Source organism: Herbidospora cretacea (assembly GCF_001570605.1).
GTDB lineage: Bacteria > Actinomycetota > Actinomycetes > Streptosporangiales > Streptosporangiaceae > Herbidospora > Herbidospora cretacea.
In genome coordinates this window covers 489840-512559 of sequence record NZ_BBXG01000002.1, presented here as the reverse complement: position 1 = coordinate 512559, position 22720 = coordinate 489840, and the positions used below count along the sequence as shown (strand labels likewise).

The 22720-nt window shown below is 72.2% G+C and carries 23 protein-coding genes; 12 read left to right on the top strand and 11 right to left on the bottom strand.

The features are described 5' to 3' along the window. Positions 1-11: 11 nt before the first annotated feature. The 5 genes from AW270_RS04975 to AW270_RS04955 are packed head-to-tail and all read left to right on the top strand — an operon-like array spanning position 12 to position 4578. Complete coding sequence (locus AW270_RS04975; protein WP_061291059.1) at positions 12-1004, top strand: AAA family ATPase; 993 nt, start codon at positions 12-14, stop codon at positions 1002-1004. Positions 1005-1007: 3 nt separating this feature from the next. Next, positions 1008-1868: a DUF58 domain-containing protein gene (locus AW270_RS04970; RefSeq protein WP_061291057.1), complete on the top strand. Its 861-nt coding sequence runs from the start codon at positions 1008-1010 to the stop codon at positions 1866-1868. Beyond that, positions 1865-2827: a VWA domain-containing protein gene (locus AW270_RS04965; RefSeq protein ID WP_061291055.1), complete on the top strand. Its 963-nt coding sequence runs from the start codon at positions 1865-1867 to the stop codon at positions 2825-2827. Before AW270_RS04970 ends, AW270_RS04965 begins: the two co-directional genes overlap by 4 nt. Further along, positions 2827-3888, top strand: coding sequence for a VWA domain-containing protein (locus tag AW270_RS04960; protein ID WP_061291053.1), 1062 nt, complete (start codon positions 2827-2829; stop codon positions 3886-3888). The genes AW270_RS04965 and AW270_RS04960 overlap by 1 nt, the downstream gene beginning before the upstream one ends. 3 nt (positions 3889-3891) lie before the next feature. After that, a complete protein-coding gene (locus tag AW270_RS04955) occupies positions 3892-4578 on the top strand; it encodes a siderophore-interacting protein (RefSeq protein ID WP_061291051.1) in 687 nt (228 codons plus the stop codon). On the opposite strand, the gene AW270_RS04950 is transcribed toward AW270_RS04955, so the two are convergent. The 4 genes from AW270_RS04950 to AW270_RS04935 form a co-directional block, all read right to left on the bottom strand. Beyond that, positions 4575-4808 carry a DUF3040 domain-containing protein gene (locus tag AW270_RS04950; RefSeq protein WP_061291049.1) on the bottom strand — a complete coding sequence of 78 codons (234 nt, stop codon included), beginning with the start codon at positions 4806-4808 and terminating at the stop codon, positions 4575-4577. The genes AW270_RS04955 and AW270_RS04950 overlap by 4 nt on opposite strands. A gap of 38 nt (positions 4809-4846) precedes the next feature. After that, on the bottom strand, positions 4847-7084 hold the full coding sequence (locus AW270_RS04945) for a catalase (RefSeq protein WP_061291047.1): 2238 nt from the start codon (positions 7082-7084) through the stop codon (positions 4847-4849). Between the two features lie 97 nt (positions 7085-7181). Continuing rightward, positions 7182-7826, bottom strand: coding sequence for a 2'-5' RNA ligase family protein (locus tag AW270_RS04940; protein ID WP_218009088.1), 645 nt, complete (start codon positions 7824-7826; stop codon positions 7182-7184). Between the two features lie 11 nt (positions 7827-7837). Next, positions 7838-9511, bottom strand: a complete 1674-nt coding sequence (locus AW270_RS04935; protein ID WP_061291045.1) for an acyl-CoA dehydrogenase family protein — start codon at positions 9509-9511, stop codon at positions 7838-7840. Between the two features lie 104 nt (positions 9512-9615). Here AW270_RS04935 and AW270_RS04930 point away from each other — a divergent pair, with 104 nt between their 5' ends. Beyond that, positions 9616-10488, top strand: a complete 873-nt coding sequence (locus AW270_RS04930) for an NmrA family NAD(P)-binding protein (protein ID WP_061291043.1) — start codon at positions 9616-9618, stop codon at positions 10486-10488. Positions 10489-10495: 7 nt separating this feature from the next. On the opposite strand, the gene AW270_RS04925 is transcribed toward AW270_RS04930, so the two are convergent. From AW270_RS04925 to AW270_RS04910, 4 genes are read right to left on the bottom strand one after another with little or no spacing between them, the layout of a single operon-like run. Then, positions 10496-12316 (bottom strand): ABC transporter permease, encoded by a 1821-nt coding sequence (locus tag AW270_RS04925; protein WP_063819094.1) that lies wholly within the window; start codon positions 12314-12316, stop codon positions 10496-10498. Further along, entirely contained in the window at positions 12313-12999 is a 687-nt protein-coding gene (locus AW270_RS04920; RefSeq protein WP_082801300.1) for an ABC transporter ATP-binding protein, read from the bottom strand. Before AW270_RS04920 ends, AW270_RS04925 begins: the two co-directional genes overlap by 4 nt. Beyond that, entirely contained in the window at positions 12996-13514 is a 519-nt protein-coding gene (locus AW270_RS04915) for a PadR family transcriptional regulator (protein WP_061291039.1), read from the bottom strand. Before AW270_RS04915 ends, AW270_RS04920 begins: the two co-directional genes overlap by 4 nt. Before the next feature lie 34 nt (positions 13515-13548). After that, a complete protein-coding gene (locus AW270_RS04910; protein ID WP_061291037.1) occupies positions 13549-14382 on the bottom strand; it encodes a helix-turn-helix domain-containing protein in 834 nt (277 codons plus the stop codon). A 103-nt stretch (positions 14383-14485) separates the two neighbouring features. Between AW270_RS04910 and AW270_RS04905 the strand changes: the two genes are divergently transcribed. From AW270_RS04905 to AW270_RS04895, 3 genes are all read left to right on the top strand, one after another. Further along, on the top strand, positions 14486-15409 hold the full coding sequence (locus AW270_RS04905) for an SDR family oxidoreductase (RefSeq protein WP_061291035.1): 924 nt from the start codon (positions 14486-14488) through the stop codon (positions 15407-15409). Positions 15410-15536: 127 nt separating this feature from the next. Further along, positions 15537-16991, top strand: a complete 1455-nt coding sequence (locus AW270_RS04900) for an endonuclease/exonuclease/phosphatase family protein (RefSeq protein ID WP_061291033.1) — start codon at positions 15537-15539, stop codon at positions 16989-16991. A gap of 70 nt (positions 16992-17061) precedes the next feature. Next, complete coding sequence (locus AW270_RS04895; RefSeq protein WP_061291030.1) at positions 17062-18036, top strand: RNA polymerase subunit sigma-70; 975 nt, start codon at positions 17062-17064, stop codon at positions 18034-18036. Here AW270_RS04895 and AW270_RS04890 read toward each other — a convergent pair. Genes AW270_RS04890 through AW270_RS04880 form a run of 3 tightly spaced genes read right to left on the bottom strand, consistent with a single transcriptional unit; the run spans position 18029 to position 19290 of the window. Beyond that, a complete protein-coding gene (locus tag AW270_RS04890) occupies positions 18029-18436 on the bottom strand; it encodes a MerR family transcriptional regulator (RefSeq protein ID WP_061291028.1) in 408 nt (135 codons plus the stop codon). The two genes, AW270_RS04895 and AW270_RS04890, sit on opposite strands and share 8 nt — an antisense overlap. After that, positions 18433-18759 carry a hypothetical protein gene (locus AW270_RS04885; protein ID WP_061291026.1) on the bottom strand — a complete coding sequence of 109 codons (327 nt, stop codon included), beginning with the start codon at positions 18757-18759 and terminating at the stop codon, positions 18433-18435. The genes AW270_RS04890 and AW270_RS04885 overlap by 4 nt, the downstream gene beginning before the upstream one ends. Positions 18760-18813: 54 nt before the next feature. Next, complete coding sequence (locus tag AW270_RS04880; protein ID WP_157521698.1) at positions 18814-19290, bottom strand: hypothetical protein; 477 nt, start codon at positions 19288-19290, stop codon at positions 18814-18816. A gap of 241 nt (positions 19291-19531) precedes the next feature. Here AW270_RS04880 and AW270_RS04875 point away from each other — a divergent pair, with 241 nt between their 5' ends. Genes AW270_RS04875 through AW270_RS04865 form a run of 3 tightly spaced genes read left to right on the top strand, consistent with a single transcriptional unit; the run spans position 19532 to position 22707 of the window. Continuing rightward, positions 19532-21202, top strand: a complete 1671-nt coding sequence (locus AW270_RS04875; protein WP_218009087.1) for a purple acid phosphatase family protein — start codon at positions 19532-19534, stop codon at positions 21200-21202. A gap of 57 nt (positions 21203-21259) precedes the next feature. Beyond that, complete coding sequence (locus tag AW270_RS04870) at positions 21260-21910, top strand: hypothetical protein (protein WP_061291023.1); 651 nt, start codon at positions 21260-21262, stop codon at positions 21908-21910. A gap of 5 nt (positions 21911-21915) precedes the next feature. Beyond that, positions 21916-22707, top strand: coding sequence for a nickel/cobalt transporter (locus tag AW270_RS04865; protein ID WP_157521724.1), 792 nt, complete (start codon positions 21916-21918; stop codon positions 22705-22707). Positions 22708-22720: the final 13 nt, after the last annotated feature.

Sequence of the window (22720 nt, the reverse complement as noted above, 5' to 3'; positions counted from 1 at the left end):
AAGGATCCCCCGTGAGCTGGAACGACCCCGAGAACGCACCGTCGGGTCCCGTCGAGAAGCTGCTGTACGAGGTCAAGAAGACCATCGTCGGCCAGGACGCCCTCCTGGAGCGCATGCTGGTGGCGCTGCTGGCGCGGGGGCACATCCTCGTCGAGGGCGTGCCGGGACTGGCCAAGACGCTGGCGGTGAAGTCGCTGGCCGAGGCGATGGGCGGTGACTTCCGGCGGGTGCAGTTCACCCCCGACCTGGTGCCCGCCGACATCGTCGGCACCCGCGTCTACCACCAGCCGACCGGCGAGTTCCAGGTCCAGCTCGGGCCGGTGTTCACCAACCTGCTGCTGGCGGACGAGATCAACCGCGCCCCGGCGAAGGTGCAGAGCGCCCTGCTGGAGGTGATGCAGGAACGCCAGGTCACCATCGGCCGCGAGACCCACAGGGTGCCGAACCCGTTCCTGGTCATGGCCACCCAGAACCCGATCGAGAACGAGGGCGTCTACCCGCTGCCCGAGGCCCAGGTCGACCGGTTCATGATGAAGGTCCTGGTCGGCTACCCGAGCGTGACCGAGGAGTTCGTGGTCGTCGAACGGTCCCTCGCGCCGACGGCGGCCATCCAGAAGATCCTCGAACCGCCGGCGCTGGCGGCGCTCCAGCAGGAGGCCGACCAGGTCTACGTCGACCCGTCCCTGATCAAGTACGCCGTCCAGCTCGCCCACGCCAGCCGCGACCCCGCCCGCGTCGGCCAGGGCGACCTGGCCCGCTATGTCACCTACGGCGCCAGCCCCCGATCGTCGATCAGCCTGGTCCTGGCGGGCCGCGCGCTGGCCTACATCCGGGGGCGGGAGTACGTCGTGCCGGAGGACCTCATCGACCTGGCCCTCGACGTGATGCGCCACCGGCTGGTCCTGTCGTACGAGGCCCTGTCCGACGACGTGACCGCCGACCTGGTGCTGTCGAAGATCCTGGCCAACCTGCCGGTGCCGAGGCCGGCCGGCCGGGGACGCTGACCGATGGCCACCCCGCCCGACCGGCTGCTGCGCCGCCTGGAGTGGCGGCTCGGCAAACGTCTCGACGGCCGGTTGCAGGGCGCATACCGCACCGTGTGGCGCGGCGCCGGCATCGACTTCACCGACCTGCGCGGCTACCTGCCCGAGGACGACGTCCGCCACATCGACTGGAACGTCACCGCCCGGCTCGACGAGCCCCACGTCCGCCTCTACACCGAAGACCGGGAGATGACCGCCTGGCTCGTCGTCGACCGGTCGGCCTCCATGCGCGCCGGGAAGACCCGGACCGCCACCGAACTGGCGGTCAGCATCGCCAGGATCGTCTCCCGCGGCGGCAACAAGATCGGCGCCATCCTGTACGACACCACCGACCACCGCCTCATCCCCCCGCGCGGCGGAAGAGACCAGGTGCTGCGCATCGCCAAGGACCTGATGCGCGAGCCGGTCCGCTCGAAGACCACCACCGACCTGGCCGGGATGCTGCGCCTGGCGGCGGCGAGTGCCAGACAGCGCAGCCTGGTCGTGGTCATGTCCGACTTCATCGGCGACCCCGGCTGGGAGAAGCCGCTCGGCATGCTCACCCACCGGCACGAGGTCGTCGTGGTCCGCGTCGCCGACCCGGCCGAACTCGAACTCCCCGACCTCGGCCTCATCGTGGTCGAGGACGCCGAGACCGGCGAGCAGCTGCTCGTCGACTCCAGCGATCCGCTGCTGCGCAGCCGACTGGCCGCCCAGGTCGAGGGCAGGGAGAGGGAACTGGCCGAGAGCATGCGCCGCGCCGGGGTCGACGCGCACCACATCACGACCGACCACGACCTCGTGGCCACCCTGCTCGGCCTCGTACGGGGACGGAGATCTCGGTGACCTTCGACCAACCGCTCGTGCTGGTCCTGGCCGTGCTGCTCACGGGTGGCGCGGTGGCGGCGTACACGATCGTCCAGAAGCGGCGCAGCGCCGCCCTCGCGGCGGCGGGGTTCGGCGGCCTGGCCGGTGGGGGGCTGCGCAGGCACCTGCCCTACGCCCTCTTCCTCGCCGCGCTGCCGATCCTGCTGACCGGGCTGGCCCGGCCGCAGGCCGAGGTCAGCGTGCCGCGCGTCTCCGGCACCGTGCTGCTGGCCTTCGACATCTCCAACAGCATGAAGGCCACCGACGTGCAGCCGTCGCGGCTGGCCGCCGCGCAGGCCGCCGCCAAGGGCTTCGTCGAGAAGCAGCCCGACTCGGTCGACATCGGCGTCATCATCTTCGGCGACCAGGCGCTGCTCACCCAGGCCCCGAGCGACGACCGCGCCGCGACGACGGCCGCCATCGACCGGGCGGGGGCCAACGGCGGCACCTCGCTCGGCCGGGCGATCCTGGTGGCGCTCGGCACGATCTCCGGCAAGCAGGTCACCCTGCCCGAGGAGGGGCAGCAGCCGCAGAGCCTCGGCTACTTCCCCGAGGCGACGGTCGTCGTCTTCTCCGACGGCCAGGAGACCGGCGGCCCCGACGTCGCGCTGGCGGCGGAGCTCGCGGCGGCGTCGGGGGTGCGCGTCCAGACCGTGGGGGTGGGCACCGAGCGGGGCTCGACCGTCGAGGTCGACGGCTTCCGGCTGGCCACCGCCCTCGACGCCGGCCTGCTCACCTCCGTCGCCCAGATCACCGGCGGGCAGTACCACGAGGCCACTGACGCGCAGGGGCTCGCCGCCACGACCGACGCCATCGACCTGCGGCTCACGATGAAGAAGGAGCCGCTGGAGCTGACCGCTCCGTTCGCCGGGGCCGCGCTGCTGCTGCTCACGCTCGGCGGCCTGCTCGGCACCCGCTGGCACGGAAGGATCGTCTGATGTCGCTCGGCTGGCCGCTGGCCCTGCTCGCGCTCCTGGTCGTCCCGTTACTCCTGCTGGCCCGCTGGTGGTTCAACCGCCGCCGCAGACGCACCGCGATCACCGTCTCCAGCGTCGGGCTCATCCGGGCCGCCCTCCCGGGCCGGACCGCCTGGCGGCGGCGGGTCCCGGTGGCGCTGTTCCTGGCCGGGCTGGCGGTGCTGGCGCTGGGCGTGGCCCGCCCGGAGGCCATGGTCGCGGTCCCGCGCGACAACACCTCGATCATCCTGGCCATGGACGCCTCCGGCTCGATGTGCTCGACCGACGTCGACCCCAACCGCCTGACGGCCGCCGTCCAGGCGGCCCGCGAGTTCGTCGACCAGAGCGACGACGGCACCCGCATCGGCCTGGTCGCCTTCGCCGGGATCGCCGGCCTGCTGGTCCCGCCGACCACCGAGAAAGACCAGCTCGTCGACGCCCTGGAGTCGCTGAAGACCTCGCGGGGCACCGCCATCGGCCAGGCGATCCTCACCTCGATCGACACGATCGCCGAGCACAACGCCAATGTCACCGAGACCGGCGTCGACCTGAGCGCGCCGAGCGCCCCGGGCGAGTACGAGCCCGACACGATCGTGGTGCTCACCGACGGCTCCAACACCACGGGCGTCGACCCCGTCACCGCCGCCGAGCAGGCCGCGGCCCGCCGCCTGCGGGTCTTCACGATCGGCTTCGGCACGACCGAGCCCGCCGCCATGGTGTGCTCGCCCGACCAGGTCAGCGGCGACAACTGGCGCGGCGGCGGCGGAGGCTTCGGCCGGTGGGGCGACGACAGCGGCCTGCGCCGGATCATGCGGATCGACGAGGAGACGCTGACCCAGGTCGCCGACACCACCGGCGGCAAGTACTTCCGCGCCGAGGACGCGGGCCAGCTCACCGACGTCCTCACCGACCTGCCGAGCGAGATCGGCCTCCACGAGGCCAGGCGCGAGACGACGGTCTGGTTCGTGCTGTTCGGCACTCTGCTGGCGTTCGCCGGAGCCGGGCTCTCCCTGTGGTGGAACCGGGGCCGGGCGCTAAGGTGAGCCATGCCGTGGATCTCCGACCGCATCGCCGACCTCGCGAGCGCGTTCCTCACCCAGGCGGTCGTCACGCGGAAGACGGCGCTGTCCGACCACTTCGTCCGCGTCGACCTGCGATCCGACAAGTTCCGCTCCGCGTCGTGGACGCCCGGCTGCAAGGTCCAGCTCCGGCCGGAGACCGGCACTCTGGGCATGCGCACCTACACCCCGTTCGCGTGGGACGCGGCCGAGGGCACGACCTCGCTGGTCGGCTACGTCCACGGCACCGGCCCGGCCTCGCGCTGGTTCGACCAGGTGAAGCCCGGCGACCCCTGTGAGCTGATGGGCCCGCGCCGCTCCCTCGACCTGACGGGCCTGGCGTCCTCGGTGGTCTTCGTCGGCGACGAGTCGAGCGTCGGCCTGGCCGCCGCGCTCCGCGAGACCAGGGCCGACGGCGTCACCTACGTCTTGGAGGCCGCCGACCCGGCCGAGTACACCGAGGTGCTGGCGGGGCTGGGCGTCACCGCGACGGTCGTGCCGAAGAAGCGGCACGACCTGCTCGACGTCCCTGGTTCAGGCGCCTACGACCTGGTCGTCACCGGCGACGCCGCGACCGTCGGGCCGATCCGGCGCGCCGCCCGCGACCGGACGCCCCGCCCGGCGAAGATCCTCGGCAAGGCCTACTGGGCCGAGGGCCGCACCGGTCTCGACTAAGTAGTGAAGATGGCCAGGACCACGACGGCCACCAGCATCCCCGCCGCGATGGCGGCCACCACCAGTAACGCCGCCTTCTTCGCCGTGCCGTTCCGCACCGGGCGACCGGTCGCCGCCCGCGCATGGGCGGCGTTCATCGCGTCGATCCGCCGGGCGAAGCGAAGATCCTGGGTGCGGAGGGTCTGCTCGATCTCCGTCAGGATGCGCTGTTCCGCCGCCGACATACTCATGGGCCTGATCCTTCTCCTGGAGGCAACCGGTAGCCCTGCTACCCCGTAAGCGCGCTGGGGAACCGATCCCACACCCGATGCTTGGCCAGCAGCGTGGTGACTTCGCCGAGCACGGCGAGGGCCTCGGTCCCGATCACCACGCCCGGTGAGCCGAGCGGGATCGCGGCGGCGGTGAACGCCTCCGCCGCGTCGCCCCAGCCGCCGATCGGCTTGGCGTGCCGGAACGCCTCGTCGAGCAGCCGGGCGACCCGGGGATCGACCGTGCCGGGCAGCCCCGCCTTGGCGTCGCGGGCCCCGAGGGCGTCGGCCCCCGGTGCGGGCGCGCCGGCCACCAGGATGGCGTCGAACTCGACCGAGCGGGCCGCCGCGAACGTGCGCTGCACGCTCACCCCGTCGACCGGGGCGCCCGTGGGCGCGATGACCAGCGGCACCATGCCGCCGTCGAGGACGACCCGGCGGACCGCCTGGAGCTCGGCGGCGTCCGGACCGGCCACGATGCCGACGATCCGGCCCTTGACCGGCCAGGTCTGGCCCACCTGCGAGAGCGCCGGGCTGGGCGCGGGCGTCACCCCGGGCGTCTCGTCGGGCGCGGGCAGGCCGAGCCCGGCGGCCACCTCGCGGCAGAGCACCGGGTCGATCCTGGCCAGCACGCGGAGCTGGCGCTCGCGGATGGTCTGTTCGTACACCTTGCTCAGCTCGAAGGTGTACGCGGCGATCACGTGCTCCTTCTCGACCGGCGTCAGGCTGAGCCAGAACAGCCGGGGCTGGCTGAAGTGGTCGGCGTACGACGCGGGGGCGAGCCGCCCGCGCGGCCCGGCCTCGACCGGGAACGGCACCTCCACGTATCCGTCGGCCGCCTGGAACGGGCAGCCGCCGTCGAGCGAGTTGGGCCGGTAGGGCGCGACCCCGGCGTGGACGGCCGTCTGGTGGAAGCCGTCCCGCTGCATGTCGTTGACCGGCGCGTGGGTCCGGTTGATCGGGATCTGGTCGAAGTTGGGCCCGGCCAGCCGGGTGATCTGGGTGTCGAGGTAGGAGAACAGCCGGGCCGCCATCAGCGGGTCGTCGGTCACGTCGATGCCCGGCACCAGGTGCCCGACGTGGAAGGCGACCTGCTCGGTCTCGGCGAAGTAGTTGATCGGATTGGCGTTGAGCGTCATCAGGCCGATGGGCTGGACCGGCGCGAGCTCCTCGGGCACGATCTTCGTCGGGTCGAGCAGGTCGATGCCCTCGAAGGTCTGGTCGCCGTCGGCGAACGTCTGGATGCCCAGTTCCCACTCGGGGTAGGCCCCCGACTCGATCGCGTCGGCCAGGTCACGCCGGTGGAAGTCGGGGTCGACCCCGCCGAGGATCTGCGCCTCCTCCCACACCAGGGAGTGGACGCCCGCCTTCGGCTTCCAGTGGAACTTGACCAGCGTGGTCGCCCCGTCGGCCGCCTCCAGCCGGAACGTGTGGACGCCGAACCCCTCCATCATCCGGTACGACCTCGGGATCCCCCGGTCGGACATGTTCCACAGGGTGTGGAAAGTCGCCTCGGTGTGCAGCGACACGAAGTCCCAGAACGTGTCGTGGGCGCTCTGCGCCTGCGGGATCTCCCGGTCGGGATGCGGCTTGCCGGCGTGGATGACGTCGGGGAACTTGATGCCGTCCTGGATGAAGAAGACCGGGATGTTGTTCCCGACCAGGTCGAAGATCCCCTCGGAGGTGTAGAACTTGGTCGCGAACCCCCGCGTGTCCCGCACGGTGTCCGCGGACCCCCGCGACCCGAGGACCGTGGAGAACCGCACGAAAACGGGCGTCTCGACGTCCTTGGCCAGGAACGCCGCCTTGGTGACCTGGCCGGCGGTGCCGTAGGCGCGGAAGACGCCGTGGGCGGCGGCGCCCCGGGCGTGCACGACCCGCTCGGGGATCCGCTCGTGGTCGAAGTGGGTGATCTTCTCGCGCAGGTGGTGGTCGCGCAGCAGCACCGGCCCGCGCGGGCCCGCCTTGAGCGAGTGGTCGGTGTCCGGCAGCCGGGTCCCGGTGGCCGTGGTCAGGAACGATCCGCCCTGGGCGCGGGTCTCGGTCTTCTCCCCCGACGGCTGCCCGGTCGGCGTGAACGGGTCGGGCCCGCGCTGGTCGGGCTTGGGCGGCAGGGGACCGCGCGGCTCGGTGGCCTCCTCGAGCGCGGGCGGCTCGACGCCGGGCCGCCCGGGGATCTCACTCTTCTTCGAGTGGTCGGTGACCGCGTCGATCACCTTGTCGACGGCCCTGGCCACCGGATTGCTCTCGTCGGACATGAATCCATCCCCCGCACTCCGCTTGATGATCCAAACGGGTAGTACCCGGGACGAAGCCAACAGACGGCCCTGATCAGGACATATATCCCCAGAAGACTCAGCCGGTTGCCAGCCAGACGGGGATGTTCTGCTCCCATTCGTACATGCGCCGATCGCGGTGCTGGACGATCAGGTCGGCGTTCTCAACCCGCACGACGGCCGGCGGCTCGACCACCGCCGCCAGCGCGTCGGCGACCGTCGAGTAGGGCACCGCCGCGTTGCTGTAGGCGATCGACATGTGCGGCACGAACCCGTCGTCCCGCCCCGGCGCGGCGGGCCACACCTCGGCGATGGCCTGCCGGATCGCCAGCCGCACGGCCGCCACGGGCTCGGCCGGGAGGACGTCCCAGCGCACCGCCTCCCGGGTCACCACCGGCCGGTCGATCACGACGTCGAACGCGGGCAGCAGCGCCAGCCGCCGGGTGGCGGCGCTGACCATGGCCCGCATGTCCTCCTCGGGGATCTCGTCGGTGAAGCCGACGTGCTGCATGGTCAGGTGGAGCGAGGCGTCGGGCACCGGGTCGAGCGCGGCGATGCCCTTGAGCCCCAGCCGGTAGGCCTCGGCGATGCGGTGGACCTCGGGCGCGTCCCGGAAGGTCAGGTGCCAGGCGTAGCCGCGCCGTCCGACGCGCCACCCGGGCCGCCACCACCAGTGGTCGGCCATCAGCTCCTCGTCGCTCACGTTCACCGGCACAGTGTTCATCGGCACAGTGTTCATCGGCACAGGGCCAGGGTGCGGTGGGCGTGGGCGGCGGCGTCGGGGGCGGCGATCGGGTGCCGGGCCAGCACGTCGTCGTGGATCATGAACGCGTCGACCAGGGTGAGCGCGTGCGGCGCGAGCTCGGCGTAGGTCTCGTCCCGCAGGGCGGGAAGCGCCTCGACCTCGGCCGCCGTCAGACGGCCCGCCGCGAGCAGGTCGCCCGTGGCGGGTTCCAGGAGCCGCAGCGCCAGCAGCCGGTGGAGGGCGTGCAGCAGACCCGAGTCGGTCCGGCGGGCGGCGGCCAGCAGTTCCCCCGCCGCCATCCGCCCGGCCATGGCCTCGGTGTGGCGGAGGGCGGCCGTGACGGTGTGGTTCCACCGGTCGAGCGGCCCGCTGCGGCCCTTGGCCCGGAGCGCGGTCCGCGCCCGGTCCCGCCAGATCCTCTCGATCCGGACGAGGCCGTTCTGGAGGTGATCGGGGTCGGGGCCGGGGTCCTCGCCGTTCAGCAGCAGCTCCCCGGCGGCCTTCACCATGATGGCGAGGTTGTCCCCCTCGGCCGTGATCAGCCCTTCGAAGGCGGTCATGGCGGGGGCGATGCCGTTGGCGTCGAACAGGCCGTGCGCGCCGCAGCGCTCCCGGGCCTCGATGATCGCCTGGCGTCCCTGCCAGGTCGTCCAGGCCTTGGTGAGGGCGGCCCTGGTCCCGTCGGCCGGGTCCGCCACGGCGGCGCGGTGGAGCAGCGTGGCGGCGTAGGCGGTGGCCAGCCCGTCGAGCAGCGGCGCGTGGTGGCTGCGGTAGGCCCAGGCCGGCACGCTCGCGCCGTTCCCGCCGGTCAGCGCGGCGACCTGGCGGATGTGCGCATATCGGACCGCCAGCGCGAGCACCTGCCGCAGCGCCCCGACCGCGCAGCCGCTCATGCACAGCTTCCCGGTGGTGACCCGGCCGATCGAGTGGAGCATCCGCCGCCGCCGGTTCCCGATCGGGCTGGCGAACACCCCGTCGGCGCCGATCGCGCCGTGCGGCCCCTCCAGGAGGGCCTCTCGGCCGAGCCTGACCTGGTCGAACGTGGTGAGGCAGTGGTCGACCGCCGGCCCCGTCTTCGGCTGGAGCAGCTCGACCGTCACCCCGGGGGCGTCCAGCGGGACGACGAACAGGAACACCCCCTGGTCGGTCGCGCCGTCGATCAGCCGGGCCGCCACCACGGCCGTCTTCGGGCCGCCGATGGCGCTGGTGTTCGGCATGAACTTGGTCGCCGCGACGTCGGGCGTGTGCAGCAGGAAGCCGTCGCCGTCGCGGGTCGCCGTGGTGCCCATGCGGGCGGCGTTGTTGCCGTGGCCGATCTCCGTGCACAGGAAGGTCCCGGCCCGGCCCAGCTGGCCGACCTCCCGGCCGTGGTCGAGGAGGCTGCCGAGGAACAGGTTGTAGTGGATCCCGGCGACCGTGGCCAGCCCTCCGTCGATCGGCGCCGCCCACTCGTGCAGCGCCGCCAGGCCCTCCGGGTCGCAGACGAGCTTCTCCACGTCCGGTACGTGCTGGTCGACGATCCGCAGCCACTCATAGGTGGCCGCGATCCGATCCTCGTAGCCCAGCCCGGCGAGCTCACCCGGATCGAACCCGGCGAACAGAGCCCGCCAGGGGGCGTGCACGTCCGCGTACCGATCCCCGAACAACACCTCAGCCAAGACCATGACGACAGTAAACACGCCTGGTGATCAAGGAATGGCCATCGGTCACCCCGCATCCGGCCAGGCGGAACACCGGTCCTAGAGTGGTGTTGACGTGGGGAGACGTGATGCGCAACCCGATTCTGGTCACCGGCGCGACGGGGAAGACGGGCGCCGAAGTGGTCCTCGACCTCCTGGAGCAGCGCCTGCCGGTCCGCGCCCTCGTCCACCGGGAGGACGAGAGATCGACGAGGCTCGCCGCCTTGGGCGCGGAGATCGCCACCGGCGACCTGCTCGACATCGACGCGGTCGGCGACGCCCTGGCTGACGTCCGCCGGGCCTACTTCGTCTACCCGATCCGCCCCGGCCTCATCGAGGCGACCACGATCTTCGCCCAGGCCGGCGACGAGACGGGCCTCGACGTCGTGGTCAACATGTCGCAGATCTCCGCCCGCCGCACCGCCCACAGCGACGCCGCCCGCCAGCACTGGCTCGCCGAACGCGTCTTCGACTGGTCCCCGGTCGGCGCCGTCCACCTGCGCCCCACCTTCTTCGCCGAGTGGCTCCCCACCAACTGGCAGTACGCCGACGGCGCCGGCCTCCTCCGCCTCCCCTTCGGCGACGGCCGCCACGCCCCCATCGCCGCCACCGACCAGGCCCGCCTGATCGCCGCCATCCTGGCGAACCCGACCGGGCACGTCGGCCAGACCTACAAGCTCCACGGCCCGGTCGAGATGGACCACCACGAGATCGCCGCCGCCATGTCGGAGACCTTGGGCCTCCCGGTCCGCTACGACCCCGTCGACACCGACACCTACGCCGAGATCCTCAGAGCCCAGGGCCGCCCGGAACACCTGATTCAGCACCTGTCGGCGGTCGCCCTCGACTACCGCGACGGCGTCTTCGAGGGCACCGACGACACCATCGAACGCATCACCGGCAAACCACCCCAGACCGTAGAGCAGTACGTGACCGCGAACCGGGACCTGTTCCCCACCTGAGCGGCGCTCACGCCGTCTCGGTGTTGAGGGTCTCGGCCACCGATCTGCGGGACGACAGGCGGGCGGGCAGAGCGGTCACGAGGGCCGTGGCCAGCAGGAGGGGCAGCGGGATCAGCAGCAGCCAGCCGGCCGAGAGGGCGAAGGGCTCGTCGGGGCCGAAGAACCACTGGAGGAACATGCCGAACGGGATCCCGGCCAGCGCGCCCGGCAGGGTCGGCAGGAGTTGCGCGGTGGACAGGCCCGCGGCGATCTGACCGGGGGTGGCCCCCAGTGTCCGGGCGATGGCCATGGTGGCCTGCGACTCCTTGGCCGTGGTCCAGGCCATCGTGACCGTGTTCACCAGCGCCAGGGTCAGCATGGCGACGGTGACGGCCAGCAGCATGTGGCGGGTCTGGTCGTTCATCAGGTCGGCCATGGTGACCCCGCCCAGGTCCCAGCCCTGCTCGGGCTGCGCGTACACGAGGAGCAGGACCGTGATGCCGATGGACGTGGCGGCGGTGCCGCAGGCGTGCAGGATCGCCCGGCCGGGGCGGCGGGCGATGAGGCGGAGCCCGAGCAGCAGCGGGATCGGCAGCAGCGCCGCCACCCGGGTCAGCAGGACCAGGTACTCCGGCCGCCGGACGGCGGGTGAGAGCGTGGTCACGGCGTCGGTGCGCAGGGCCCGCACGGCGGGGCCGAGGGCGGTCAGCAGCGCCACCCCCACGGCGATGACGGTCGTCATCGCGACGACCGGGCCGTCCGGTCCGGCGGCGGTCATGAGGAGGCTGCCGCTGGGGTTGATGATCGCGGGCGCGGCCACGTGGGCGACGGCCAGCCCCAGGGCGTCGGCGAACAGGGCCAGGGCCAGGTATTCGGTCAGCAGCACCGCGCCGATGAGGCCAGGGGTGGCCCCGACGACCTTGAGCAGCCCGACCCGGCGGGTCTGCCCGGCGGCCCGGCCGGCGGCCAGCGTGGTCATGCCCGCGACGGCCAGGAAACTGAGCAGCCAGCCGCCGATGATCATGATCGGCTGGCTGTCGCGGAGGTAGACGCCGTTCTGGCCGATCATGAACTGCCAGGTGAACGAGTTCACCCGGGCCGCCGAGTCGCCGACGCGCCCACCGGCCGAGTTGGGGGTGTCGTGGTAGGTCGCCATGTACTTCGCGGTGTCTCCCGGGTCGCGCATCCGCAGGTAGACGAGCGAGGTCCGGGGCAGGTCGGTGGCGGCCAGCGGCCGGGTGTCGGGTTCGTCCATCCAGACCAGGCCGGAGCCGTCACCGGGCCCGCCGCCCGGCCCGCCCATCGCCGCCCACGGATAGACGGTGCGGGCGGCGGTCACCGCGATCCCCACCACGGGGTAGGACCGACCCGCGATGGTGACGCCGTCGCCGACGTGCACGCCGAGCGCCCCGGCGAACCCCTTCTCGACCACGACCCCGCCCGGACGCACCCACCGGCCCGAGGTCACCAGCGGCCGGTCGATCGGCCCGGGTCTCCGATCGGCCCCCAGCACGATCGCCCGCGCCTCGCCGCCCCCGCGCCGGGTGAGGGTCGCGAAGAACTGCCGGTACGTCCGGCTGAGCCCCACCACCCCGGGGGCGTTCGCCAGCGACGTCAGCACCGAGGTCGCGGCCTCGTCGTCGCCGGGCGCCAGCGCCACCACGTCGGGCCCCGCCGTCGCGGCCCGGGTCTGCAGGTAGAGCCGCTCGGTCGCCCCCGGCAGCGACATCCCCAGGCTGAGCACGGCCGTCGCGACGGCCACTGACAGCACGAGCATCGCCGCCGGCCCGGGATGCCGCCGCACGTCCCCTGCCACGAGACGGAGAACGAGCAGGATCCGGCCCGTCACGACGCGAGCCAGGTGTCCTCGACGAACATCCCGTCGCGCATCGAGATCAGCCGGTCGGCGGTGGCCGCGACCCTCCCGTCGTGGGTGACCATCACGAGGGTCTGCCCCTGGGCCCGCAACTGGCCGAACAGCCGCAGGACCTCGTTGGTCGCCGCCGTGTCGAGGTTGCCGGTCGGCTCGTCGGCCAGCACCACCAGCGGCTCGTTGGCCAGCGCCCGGGCGACCGCCACCCGCTGCCGCTCCCCGCCCGACAGCTTCCAGGGCAGCTGGCGGGCCCGGTGGGCCAGCCCGACCTGCTCTAGGAGCAGCTGGGCCCGCCGCCTGGCCGTCCGCGGCGAACCTCCGGCCAGCAGGATCGGCAGCTCCACGTTCTCCGCCGCCGACAGCTCCTCCACCAGGTGGAACGACTGGAAGACGAACCCCACCGCCCGCCGCCGCAGCCGGGCCAGGGCCCGTTCGCCGGCGTTGTCGAGGCGCTGGCCGTCCAGCCACACCTGCCCGTCGCTGGGCCGCTCCAGGCCACCGAGCAGATGCAGCAACGTCGACTTCCCACACCCGCTGGGGCCCATCACGGCCAGCGTCTGCCCGGCCGGGACGTCGAGATCGACCCCGTCGACCGCCCGGACCAGGGTCTGCTCGCGGCCGTGCCGCTTGGCCAGCCCGCGCACCTGCAGCACGTTCATTTCGATTCCTTGATCCAGACCCGCTCGCAGGCCTCCAGCCAGCGCAGATCGGCCTCCAGCCGCAGCGCGGCCCCTTCGAGCAGCAGCCCGCCCGTCGACCCCTCGGGCTCGGCCAGCACCGCCCGCTGCGTCTCGTGCAGCCGCCGCATCAGCTCGCGCCGCTGCGCCCCCACCAGCTCCACCGGGTCGGCGAGCCTGGACGCGCTCGCCGCGGCGAGCTTGAGGTGGAACTCCACCAGGTCGGGCTTGGGCCAGTCGACCTCGGTGAGCCAGGCGGCCACCCGCTCCTGCCCGGCCTGGGTCAGCGCGTAGACCTTGCGGTCGGGCTTGGCCGGGAGCCCTTCGGCCCGTTCGCCGACGACCAGACCGGCCTTCTCCAGCCGCGCGAGGGTGACGTAGACCTGACCGGCGTTCATCGACCCGCCCATCGGACCGAGGGCCCGCCGAAGCCGAAGGCCCAGGTCATAGCCGTGTGACGGCTCCTTGGCGAGCATCGCCAGAATCGCGTCCTGCATTCATCACCCCTAACGGCTAGGTAATGAATAGCGGTCAGGCAAGAGGAACGTCAACCGAGATCGTGGCGGAGGCGAGCAGGGCGAGTTTCTCGGCGCTGCCGGTGCCGGGTTCGGGGTGGTAGACGACGAGCATGATCCCGTCGGTCCCGCTGACGGCGAGCTTCTCGCGGTCGAGGCGGAGCTCGCCGACCTGGGGATGGTTGAAGCTGAGGGTCGCGCCGAGGCGCTCCGCGACGTCGTGACGTGCCCACAACTGCCGGAAGTGCGGGCTGGCCAGGGAGAGCTCGCCGACGAGCTCGATGAACCGGGGATCGTCGATGTCACTGCCGACCGACTGCCGGAACCCCGCCACGAGAGAGGCCGCCGCGCGCTCCCAGTCGGGGAACAGCGCCTGCTCGGCGGGGTCGAGGAAGACGTCCCGCAGCCGGTTGCCCCCCACCGTCAGCCGGGGTGACAGGGCCGCCGCGAGCGCGTTGGCGGCGAGCACGTCGAGACAGCGGCCCTCGACGAACGCGGGGAACGGCAGCGCCGCCACCAGCCGCGCGGTGCTCGGCGGGACGGTCTCCCTCCTAGCCCGCCGCCGGGCCCGCTTCGGCCGGTCCTCGGCGAGACTCAGCAGGTAGCTGTCGTCGTCGAGCTGGAGGACCCGGGCGATGGACGTCAGCACCTGCGCCGACGGCCGCCGGTCGCGCCCCTGCTCCAGCCGCAGGTAGTACTCGGCGCTGATGCCCGCCAGCATCGCGACCTCCTCGCGCCGCAGACCCGGCACCCGCCGCGTGCCCAGGACGGGGATGCCGACCTGCTCAGGGGTCACGAGTTCGCGCCGGGCGCGGAGGTACTCGCCCAGCAGGTTCGGCTCGTCGGTCATGTCTCCACGCTAATGTCGGCCGCCGGGCGCCTGACTGTCCCTGTCACTACCAGTGTCGCGGGGGACCTGGCTGCGTCCCCGCGCCGGGACGAACGTGACGGCCATGACCAAGCAACGCGTTCTCGTCACCGGCGGGTCCGGTTTCATCGCCGGGCACTGCATTCTGCGCCTTCTCGACCAGGGCTATCTGGTCCGTACGACCGTGCGATCACCGGCCAAAGAGAGTGCCGTCCGCACGGTGCTCACCGACAGCGACGACCTGAGCTTCGCCGAGGCCGACCTCATGAGCGACGAGGGATGGGCCGAGGCCGTCAGCGGCTGCGACTTCGTGCTCCACGTGGCCTCTCCCGTGCGCCCGGGAGCCGTCACCGACGAGAACGACCTGATCGTTCCCGCCCGCGAGGGCACGCTCCGGGTGCTGCGGGCCGCCCGCGACGCCGGGGTCAGGCGGGTCGTGCTCACCTCGGCCTTCCACGCCGTCGGCTGGGGCCACCCGCCGACCGGCCACGTCTTCACCGAGGACGACTGGTCGGTCCTGGACGGTCCGGGCATCGACGCCTACGGAAAGAGCAAGACGCTGGCCGAGCGGGCGGCGTGGGACTTCATCGGTGCCGAGGGCGGCTCGACCGAACTCGTGACCGTGCTGCCGGTCGCCGTGATGGGACCGCGGTTGGGCGCGGAGGTCTCCGGGGCCAACCACATCGTCCAGCTGATCCTCGACCGGAAGACGGCCGGTCTCCCCGACCTGTGGATACCGATCGTGGACGTGCGCGACGTCGCCGAGGCCCACGTCATGGCGATGACCACGCCGGAGGCGGCGGGACAGCGGTTCCTGCTCTCCGGCGGGCCGGCGCTCCGAGTGTCGGAGATCGCCGCCCTCCTGGAGGTCCCCTTCGAGGACGCCGGGGCCGCCGCCGACCATGAGAGGAAGGTCTCCGGCGAGAAGGCGCGGCGGGTGCTGGGCTGGCGGCCGCGCGAGCCCAGGGACGCCGTCCTCGCGGCGGCGGACAGCCTGGTCAGGAGGTGACACCTGGCCCGCAGGCCGCCCACTGTTGGGCCGTGGTTCGGCTCGGCGCGGCCCGGATGTCACGTGGCGGGCACGCCGGATGCGGACGATCACGGGCGTCCCGCCATCCTCGCCCCTGGGAGCACGCATGCGACGCCTCCTCGCCCTGGTGCTGGCCGTCCTGGCCGTCGCCCTGACCGTCCACCCCGCCCGAGCCGCCGCCGACGGGACGCTGACGGTGACGTCGGCGTCCGTCACGGCCGGGTCCGACATCCGGTTCGGTTACACCACGACCAGGCCCAACGCCAAGAACTGGGTGGGCCTCTACCGGAACCCGGGCAACGGGCCCGTCAACCAGGCCTATGTCGGTCCTTCGCTGACCTGGGTCTACACGTCAGGCTCCAGCGGCTCGGCCGCCCTGTCGACGGCGGGGCTGAGCGCGGGCGACTACATCGTCTACTACCTGTACAACGACGGCTACACCTGGCTGGCCCAGCCCGTCCCGGTGCGGATCACCAGCGACGCCGCACCGCGCTTCCCCGCCTCCGCGTTCACCCTGCGCAACGCCAAGGTCGGCGCGGCCTACGCGGCAACGGTCGGCGGGCTCGTCCCGGGGGCCACGTTCGCCAAGACCTCCGGTCCGGCCTGGGTCTCGGTCTCCTCCTCGGGGGCCGTCAGCGGGACGCCGGCCGCCGCCGGCGACGCCGTCGTGGGGATCAGGGCCACCACCTCGTCCGGTACGGCCACCGCGACCGTGACCGTCCGGGTCCAGTCGGGACCGCTGGTGCCGCAGGTCAAGGCGGTGAGCTGGAACCTCTGGCACGGCGGCACCCAGGTGGCCGGCGGGCTGGAGAAGCAGCTGAAGTTCCTGCTCGAACGCGACGTCGACGTGGTCGGGATCCAGGAGAACCAGGGCTCGGCCGCCCAGACGCTCGCCACGGCCCTCGGCTGGTCGTACTTCCAGAACTCCGACACCGCCGTCCTCAGCCGCTATCCGATCACCGGCACCACGCCGACCGTCGCGGGCAGCGCGGTCGCCGCGAAGATCAATCTGGGCGCGCGCTCCCTCCGGCTCTGGAGCGCCCACCTCGGCTACACCCCTTACGGCCCGTACGACGCCTGCTTCGGCCGGATGACCGTTCAGCAGCTGCTCAAGCGGGAGTCGAGCTCAGGTCGTACCGGACAGATCAACAGCATCGTCACGGCCATGTCCGCCGATCTCGCCGCCTCGGCCACCACCCCGGTCCTGCTGACGGGCGACTTCAACGCCCCTTCCCACCTCGACTGGACGTCGGCCGACTCCCGCTGTGGCTACGGCGCCGTCCCGTGGCCCACCTCGACGGTCCCGGCCGGCGCGGGCCTCACCGACTCCTACCGCCAGGCCCACCCGAACCCGTCGACCCACCCGGGCACCACCTGGTCCACGGTCTACGCGACCTTCACCGGCGGCTACGGCTACGACTCCCACGCCGGTGAGCCGGAACCCCAGGACCGCATCGACTTCGTCCACTACCGGGGCCCTCTCACCGTCGTGTCCTCCGAGACGGTGGACACCGCCACCTCCGACCACGCCGCCGTCCTCACCGTCTTCCAGGTGAACTGACCCGAGTGATGAGTTCCCGCGTCCGCACCCGTCACATGTACGAAGGGACCCGACGAGAAAGGATGACGTGATGAGTGCGGACACGCGGTCGGAGGAGCTGGAGTTCACCGGGCTGGCCGAGCGGCACCGCCGGGAGCTGCACGTCCACTGCTACCGGATGCTCGGATCGTTCGAGGACGCCGAGGACACCGTGCAGGAGACGTTCCTGCGGGCCTGGCGGCGGCGGGAGACCTTCGAGGGGAGGTCGACGTTCCGGGCCTGGCTCTACCGGATCGCCACCAACGCCTGCCTCGACCTGCTCGCCAAGCTCCGCCCGCAGCCCGCGACCGGCGGCGAGGTGCCGTGGCTCCAGCCCTACCCCGACCGGCTGCTCGACGAGCTGCCCGCCGGGGACGCCGACGAGCCGGAGACCGTCGCCGTCGCGCGGGAGACGATCGAGCTGGCCTACCTGATCGCGGTCCAGCACCTCGCACCGCGCCCGAGGGCCGTGCTGGTCCTGCGCGACGTGCTCGGCTGGCCCGCCAAGGACGTCGCCGAGCTCCTCGGCGACTCCGTCAACTCCGTGAACAGCGCCCTGCAAAGGGCCCGCGCCGGCATGCGCGAGCACCTGCCCGCCGAACGGCAGGACTGGACGGGCGGTGAAGAAGACGCCGCGACCCGCGACCTGGTCCGCCGCTTCACCGACGCCAGCGTGGCCACCGACGTCGACGCGCTCGCCGGGATGCTCCGCGACGACGTCCGCTGCTCGATGCCGCCCACCCCGGGCCTGTGCGTCGGCCGCGAAGCGGTGGTGAACGACTGGATAAAGGACGGCTTCCCGGAGATGACGGGCCTGCGCGCCGTCCCCGCCGCCGTGAACCGGCAACCCGCCGTCGCCTTCTACCACTGGCGCGAGCGGGAGGGCGCGTACCTGCCGCTGACGGTCGACGCCCTGCGCGTCTCCGGCGGGCTGATCACCGAGATCCTCACCTTCCACGCCGACCGGTTCCCCGCGCTGGGCCTGCCGGAGCGCCTCCCGGCCGACGGCACGGAGCAGCTCAGGTGAGATCGGCCTGCGGCAGCGGGCAGTCCGGGCAGGTGCAGTCGGTCAGGCTGTCGCAGCCCGCCCTGATCACCTGGTCGAGCGCGCCCCGGACCGTGGTCAGGTCGGCGATGCGCGCGTCCACCTCCGCGATCTTGGCCACGGCGCGGGCCCGCAGATCGGGCGTGGAACGGCCGCGCCGCCCGGTGTCGATCAGGTCGGCGACCTCATCCAGGGTGAAGCCGAGCCGCTGGGCCGCCTTGATCACGTTCAGCAGGGCGACCGTCTCCGGCGGGTACGCGCGGTGCCCGCCGGGACTGCGCCGGGGTTCGGCGATCAGGCCCCGGCGCTCGTAGTAGCGCAGGGTCTGCGGATTGACCCCGGCCCGCTCGGCGACCTCCCCGCTCCGCAGGTACGGCCTCACGTCCGGGCCCGCCCGGACTCCTCCAGCGCGTCCAGGACAGGGATCCGCTCCGGCGGCACCGCCACCTCCAGCGCGAGACTCCCCCCGGCGACGGTCAGGGTGAAGGCGAAGAAGGAGCAGCAGCGGCTCTCCCGGGTGATCAGGCCGGCGGTCCGGGCGGCGGTCTCCGGGCTGAAGACGAGATCCAGCCTGAGCCGGTCAGCTTGGGGCCTGCTCATCGAGGTCACCGCTTCGCCGAACAGCCCGCCGAACTCGTCCAGCCGCAGCGGCCTCTCGGCGATCGGCAGGGTGCACGCGGCGGGCACCCATGCGTCGTGGGTCATGACCCGACGGTAAGCCTGTACCCGGGTACCGGATGCAAGTCCCGGCGAGGAGGATCAGGCCCGGGGCAGCTTCGAGCCGCCCAGTTCGCCCCGGGGGTCGTAGACCACGCACATGACGTCGCGGTCGCCGTCCGCCCAGGTCTCGGCGGTGGGCAGGATCGGGAAGTAGTCCAGCCCCGACCCCGCCTCGCCCGGCCAGTAGTGCGCGAACCCCCGCTTGCAGCTGCTCCAGCCGAACTCGGCCAGCGCGGCGCGGTCGTAGGTCCCGTCCTCGGCATGCACGAAACCGTAGGACTGGTTGTCGGCGTGCTGGTCGCAGGGCGTGTAGAGGACGATCTCCTCGCCCGCCGCCGGGGAGTACTCCGGATCGGTGAAGCACTCGCCCGCTTCCAGGTTGAGCACTCCGGTCGTCTCCGGCGTCATGAAGTCGTCGCCCTTGTCCACGGCCGGCGGGACAGGGACGACGAAGAGCGTGCCGAGCGCCAGCACGGCCGGCGCCATCGCCAGGATGCGGAACCGGACTGCAGTCATCGGCTCAGGCTGGCGGATCATGTGAAATAGCACTCCAACGCCGGGTGTCAGGTGGATGACGGCTCGGCTGCCCCAGCCTGACCTGGGGTGACGTTGCTCACAACGGCTCAGCGGAGATCGTCAGTTCACGTCGCGGCAAGGTTCTGGCCGATCTCCGGTCAACCGATTCTGCGTGGATTCGGACATCCCCCCGTGCTCCCTCGGTGGGGTGCAGTCCCCTTACTCAGGAGTGAAGCTCGACGTGAGTGACGCCACCCGACCCTGGTCCCTGCGGACCCGGAAGGCCAAACTGACCGTGATCGGCGCCAGCGCGCTGCTCGTCGGCGGTCTGGCCTTCACCCCGATGGCGTTCGGCGCCGCCGCACCGCCGAAGTTCCCCGCCGCCGAGATCCACAAGCCCACCCCGGTGCCCGACCGGGTCATCCTCACCCCGACCACGACGCCCTCCTCGTCGCAGAAGGTCACCTGGCGCGCCGAGACCACCGCCGAGTTCGCCCAGGCCGAGATCCTGGAGTCGCCTCGCGCGCTGGGCGAGGTCGCCCCCGCCGCCGGCGCCGTCACCAACGTGAAGGCGCAGTCGAGCACCCCGGTCAACACCACCCTCGGGTACGCCTCGACCTACCACACCGTCGAGTTCACCGGCCTGAAGCCCGCCACCCGGTACACCTACCGCGTCGGCGACGGCACCAACTGGACCGAGTGGAACGACTTCACCACCGCCGCCGCCGGTTTCCAGCCGTTCTCCTTCATCTACTACGGCGACGCGCAGAACTACATCGACTCGGCCCTCCCCCGCGTGTTCCGCCAGGCGTTCGCCGACCGGCCGCAGGCGAAGATGATCGTCAACGCCGGTGACCTCATCGACTCCGCCAACAGCGAGGAGCAGTGGGGCCAGTGGTTCAAGGCCGGCGGCTTCATCGACAGCCAGGTCAACAACCTCTCCATCACCGGTAACCACGAGTACAGCGGCACCTCGCTGTCGTCGTTCTGGGTCCCGCAGTTCCCCTACCCGGACAACGGCCCGGCCTGGACCGACTACCCGAGCGCCCAGAACATCGCCAAGACCGCGTACTACGTGGACTACCAGGGCGTGCGGTTCATCGGCCTGAACACCAACGTGCAGTCCATCCCCGAGCTGATGACCAAGCAGACGGCGTGGCTGGAGGGCCTGCTCAAGGACAACCCGAACAAGTGGACCGTGGTGACCTTCCACCACCCCGTCTACTCCAACACCGGCACCCGCAACAACCCGGTCGTCCGCGCCCAGTGGGCCCCGCTGTTCGAGAAGTACGGCGTCGACCTGGTGCTCCAGGGCCACGACCACTCCTACGGCCGCGGCAACCTGAAGTCCGCCCGCCAGTCGGCGACCACGCACAACGGCGTCTCGTACGTGGTGTCGGTCTCCGGCGGCAAGATGTACGAGCTCAACGGTGGCGTGAACTGGACCGGCAACGGCGCCGAGGTGATCAGCACCAGCGAGAACACGCAGCTCTACCAGATGATCGACGTCGACCAGGACCAGATCCGCTTCGAGGCCCGCTACGCCAACGGCGAGCACCACGACGGCTTCGTGATCCGCAAGAACGACGCCGGTGAGCGCACCGTCACCGAGCTCGGCACCGGCAACACCGGCGAGCAGGTCACCGTGGACAAGACCAGCGTCCAGCCGGGCGAGCAGCTCACCGCCACCGCGTTCGGCTACGACCCCGCCGAGAAGGTCAAGGTCTACCTCGTCCGCACCAAGGGCACCGTCGACAGCCGCGCCTACGTCGGCACCCAGACCGCCGACGCCCTGGGCAAGCTGACCTACGGGTTCACGCTGCCGGCCGACCTCGACAAGGACAGCACCTACCGGGTGCTCCTGGAGAGCGCCACCCAGAAGATCACCAGCCCGGTGATCACCGTCAAGTAGCACCCGGACCGGGCCGGCGCGTTACCGCCGGCCCGGCTCCGCCCGACAGGAGACCCCGTGACCTTCCGTACCCGTCTGGCGGGCGCGCTGCTCGCCGGGGCGGCGGTGGCCGCCGTGCCGGTGGCGCCCGCCGCCGCTCACCCCTTCGGCCCGCCGTCGACGGCGCGGATCAGCGTCGACGGCTCGCGCGTGGCCATCGCCTGGCTGGCCGCCGAGGACGACTGGGTCGCGCTCGGCCAGTCGCTCGGCGCGTTCGAGAACCCGGTCACCGGGCCGGTGTCCACCGACCTCACCGGCGAGCAGAAACTTCAGCGGTCCACGGCCGTCCGGGACTACCTGCTCGGCCGCATCACCGTCGCGCAGGGCGGCACGCCGTGCCCCGGCGAACTGGAGTCGCTGGAGCAGGTGCTCGCCCAGGGCGCCCGGCTCACCTTCGACTGCCCCTACCCGGCCGTAGACCTCGACGTCACGGTGAACGCCCTCACCGACCTCGACGAGAACTACCGCACCATGCTGACCTCCGAGACCCCCGCCACCCCGGCCCAGACGCTCTACACCGCGCAGCGGAAGACCACCCGGATCCGCTTCACCGCCTCCGGCGGCGGCCCGACGGCGGCCGTCACCACCGTCGCCGCCGGCACCGCCGCCGCGGCCGCCGGGGTCCTCGTGGTGCTGCGGGTACGCCGCCGGAAGGGCGGCCAGGCGTGAACGAGATGGGCGGACCGGACAGCCGCCTGATCGCGATGTTCGACGGCGGCGCGGCGTTCTGGCTGGTCCTGGCGGTCGCGCTGGGCGTCGGCGTGGTCCACGCGGTGGCCCCCGGACATGGCAAGAGCATCACCGCCGCCTACCTGATCGGCACCCGGGGCCGCTACCGGGACGCGGTGCGGCTCGGCGTGATCGTGGCGGTCATGCACACCTTCTCGGTCCTGGTCCTGGCGCTCGCCTGGGTGGGACTCAGCGACGTCGCCGGTCTGGGCACCAGGAGCATCACCGCCTGGCTCCAGGTCCTCGCCGGGCTGGTCGTGATCGGCGTCGGCGCCCACCTCGTCCACCGCCACCTGCGCGAACGGAGAAGCGTCACCGCCTACGGGCACGGCCACGGACATGGGCACGGCCACGGTCATGGCCACGGGCACGGCCATCCAGGAACCGAAGCGGAGTCGCCGACCGATCCGTGGTCGCGGCGCGGGCTGGTCGCGCTCGCCCTGTCGGGCGGCCTGCTGCCCTCGCCGTCGGCGTTCATCGTGCTGGTCAGCGGCCTGCTCACCGGACGGGCGCTGGACGCCGTCATCCTGGTGATCGCCTTCGGGGTCGGCATGGCGGCCACTCTGACCGCCGTCGGCGTCGTGACGATCAAGGGCGGCGGCCTGCTGGCCGGCCGCGCGCACCGCTGGTCACCGGCCGCCGCGGTGGCCGCCTGGCTCCCCGCCGTCGCGGGCGTGGCGGTGTCGATCGGCGGCTGCCTCTATCTGTTCGCGGCGGTCGGCGCGCTCACCGCCTGACGGCCCGGCGCTC

What these genes read in the sequence shown, in the direction of transcription:
- AW270_RS04970 (WP_061291057.1), top strand. Translation starts at nt 1,008, where the DNA reads ATGGCCACCCCGCCCGACCGGCTGCTGCGCCGCCTGGAGTGGCGGCTC.
- AW270_RS04960 (WP_061291053.1), top strand. Translation starts at nt 2,827, where the DNA reads ATGTCGCTCGGCTGGCCGCTGGCCCTGCTCGCGCTCCTGGTCGTCCCG.
- AW270_RS04955 (WP_061291051.1), top strand. Translation starts at nt 3,892, where the DNA reads ATGCCGTGGATCTCCGACCGCATCGCCGACCTCGCGAGCGCGTTCCTC.
- AW270_RS04950 (WP_061291049.1), bottom strand. Translation starts at nt 4,808, where the DNA reads ATGAGTATGTCGGCGGCGGAACAGCGCATCCTGACGGAGATCGAGCAG.
- AW270_RS04945 (WP_061291047.1), bottom strand. Translation starts at nt 7,084, where the DNA reads ATGTCCGACGAGAGCAATCCGGTGGCCAGGGCCGTCGACAAGGTGATC.
- AW270_RS04940 (WP_218009088.1), bottom strand. Translation starts at nt 7,826, where the DNA reads ATGAACACTGTGCCGGTGAACGTGAGCGACGAGGAGCTGATGGCCGAC.
- AW270_RS04935 (WP_061291045.1), bottom strand. Translation starts at nt 9,511, where the DNA reads ATGGTCTTGGCTGAGGTGTTGTTCGGGGATCGGTACGCGGACGTGCAC.
- AW270_RS04930 (WP_061291043.1), top strand. Translation starts at nt 9,616, where the DNA reads ATGCGCAACCCGATTCTGGTCACCGGCGCGACGGGGAAGACGGGCGCC.
- AW270_RS04920 (WP_082801300.1), bottom strand. Translation starts at nt 12,999, where the DNA reads ATGAACGTGCTGCAGGTGCGCGGGCTGGCCAAGCGGCACGGCCGCGAG.
- AW270_RS04915 (WP_061291039.1), bottom strand. Translation starts at nt 13,514, where the DNA reads ATGCAGGACGCGATTCTGGCGATGCTCGCCAAGGAGCCGTCACACGGC.
- AW270_RS04910 (WP_061291037.1), bottom strand. Translation starts at nt 14,382, where the DNA reads ATGACCGACGAGCCGAACCTGCTGGGCGAGTACCTCCGCGCCCGGCGC.
- AW270_RS04905 (WP_061291035.1), top strand. Translation starts at nt 14,486, where the DNA reads ATGACCAAGCAACGCGTTCTCGTCACCGGCGGGTCCGGTTTCATCGCC.
- AW270_RS04900 (WP_061291033.1), top strand. Translation starts at nt 15,537, where the DNA reads ATGCGACGCCTCCTCGCCCTGGTGCTGGCCGTCCTGGCCGTCGCCCTG.
- AW270_RS04895 (WP_061291030.1), top strand. Translation starts at nt 17,062, where the DNA reads ATGAGTGCGGACACGCGGTCGGAGGAGCTGGAGTTCACCGGGCTGGCC.
- AW270_RS04885 (WP_061291026.1), bottom strand. Translation starts at nt 18,759, where the DNA reads ATGACCCACGACGCATGGGTGCCCGCCGCGTGCACCCTGCCGATCGCC.
- AW270_RS04880 (WP_157521698.1), bottom strand. Translation starts at nt 19,290, where the DNA reads ATGACTGCAGTCCGGTTCCGCATCCTGGCGATGGCGCCGGCCGTGCTG.
- AW270_RS04865 (WP_157521724.1), top strand. Translation starts at nt 21,916, where the DNA reads ATGGGCGGACCGGACAGCCGCCTGATCGCGATGTTCGACGGCGGCGCG.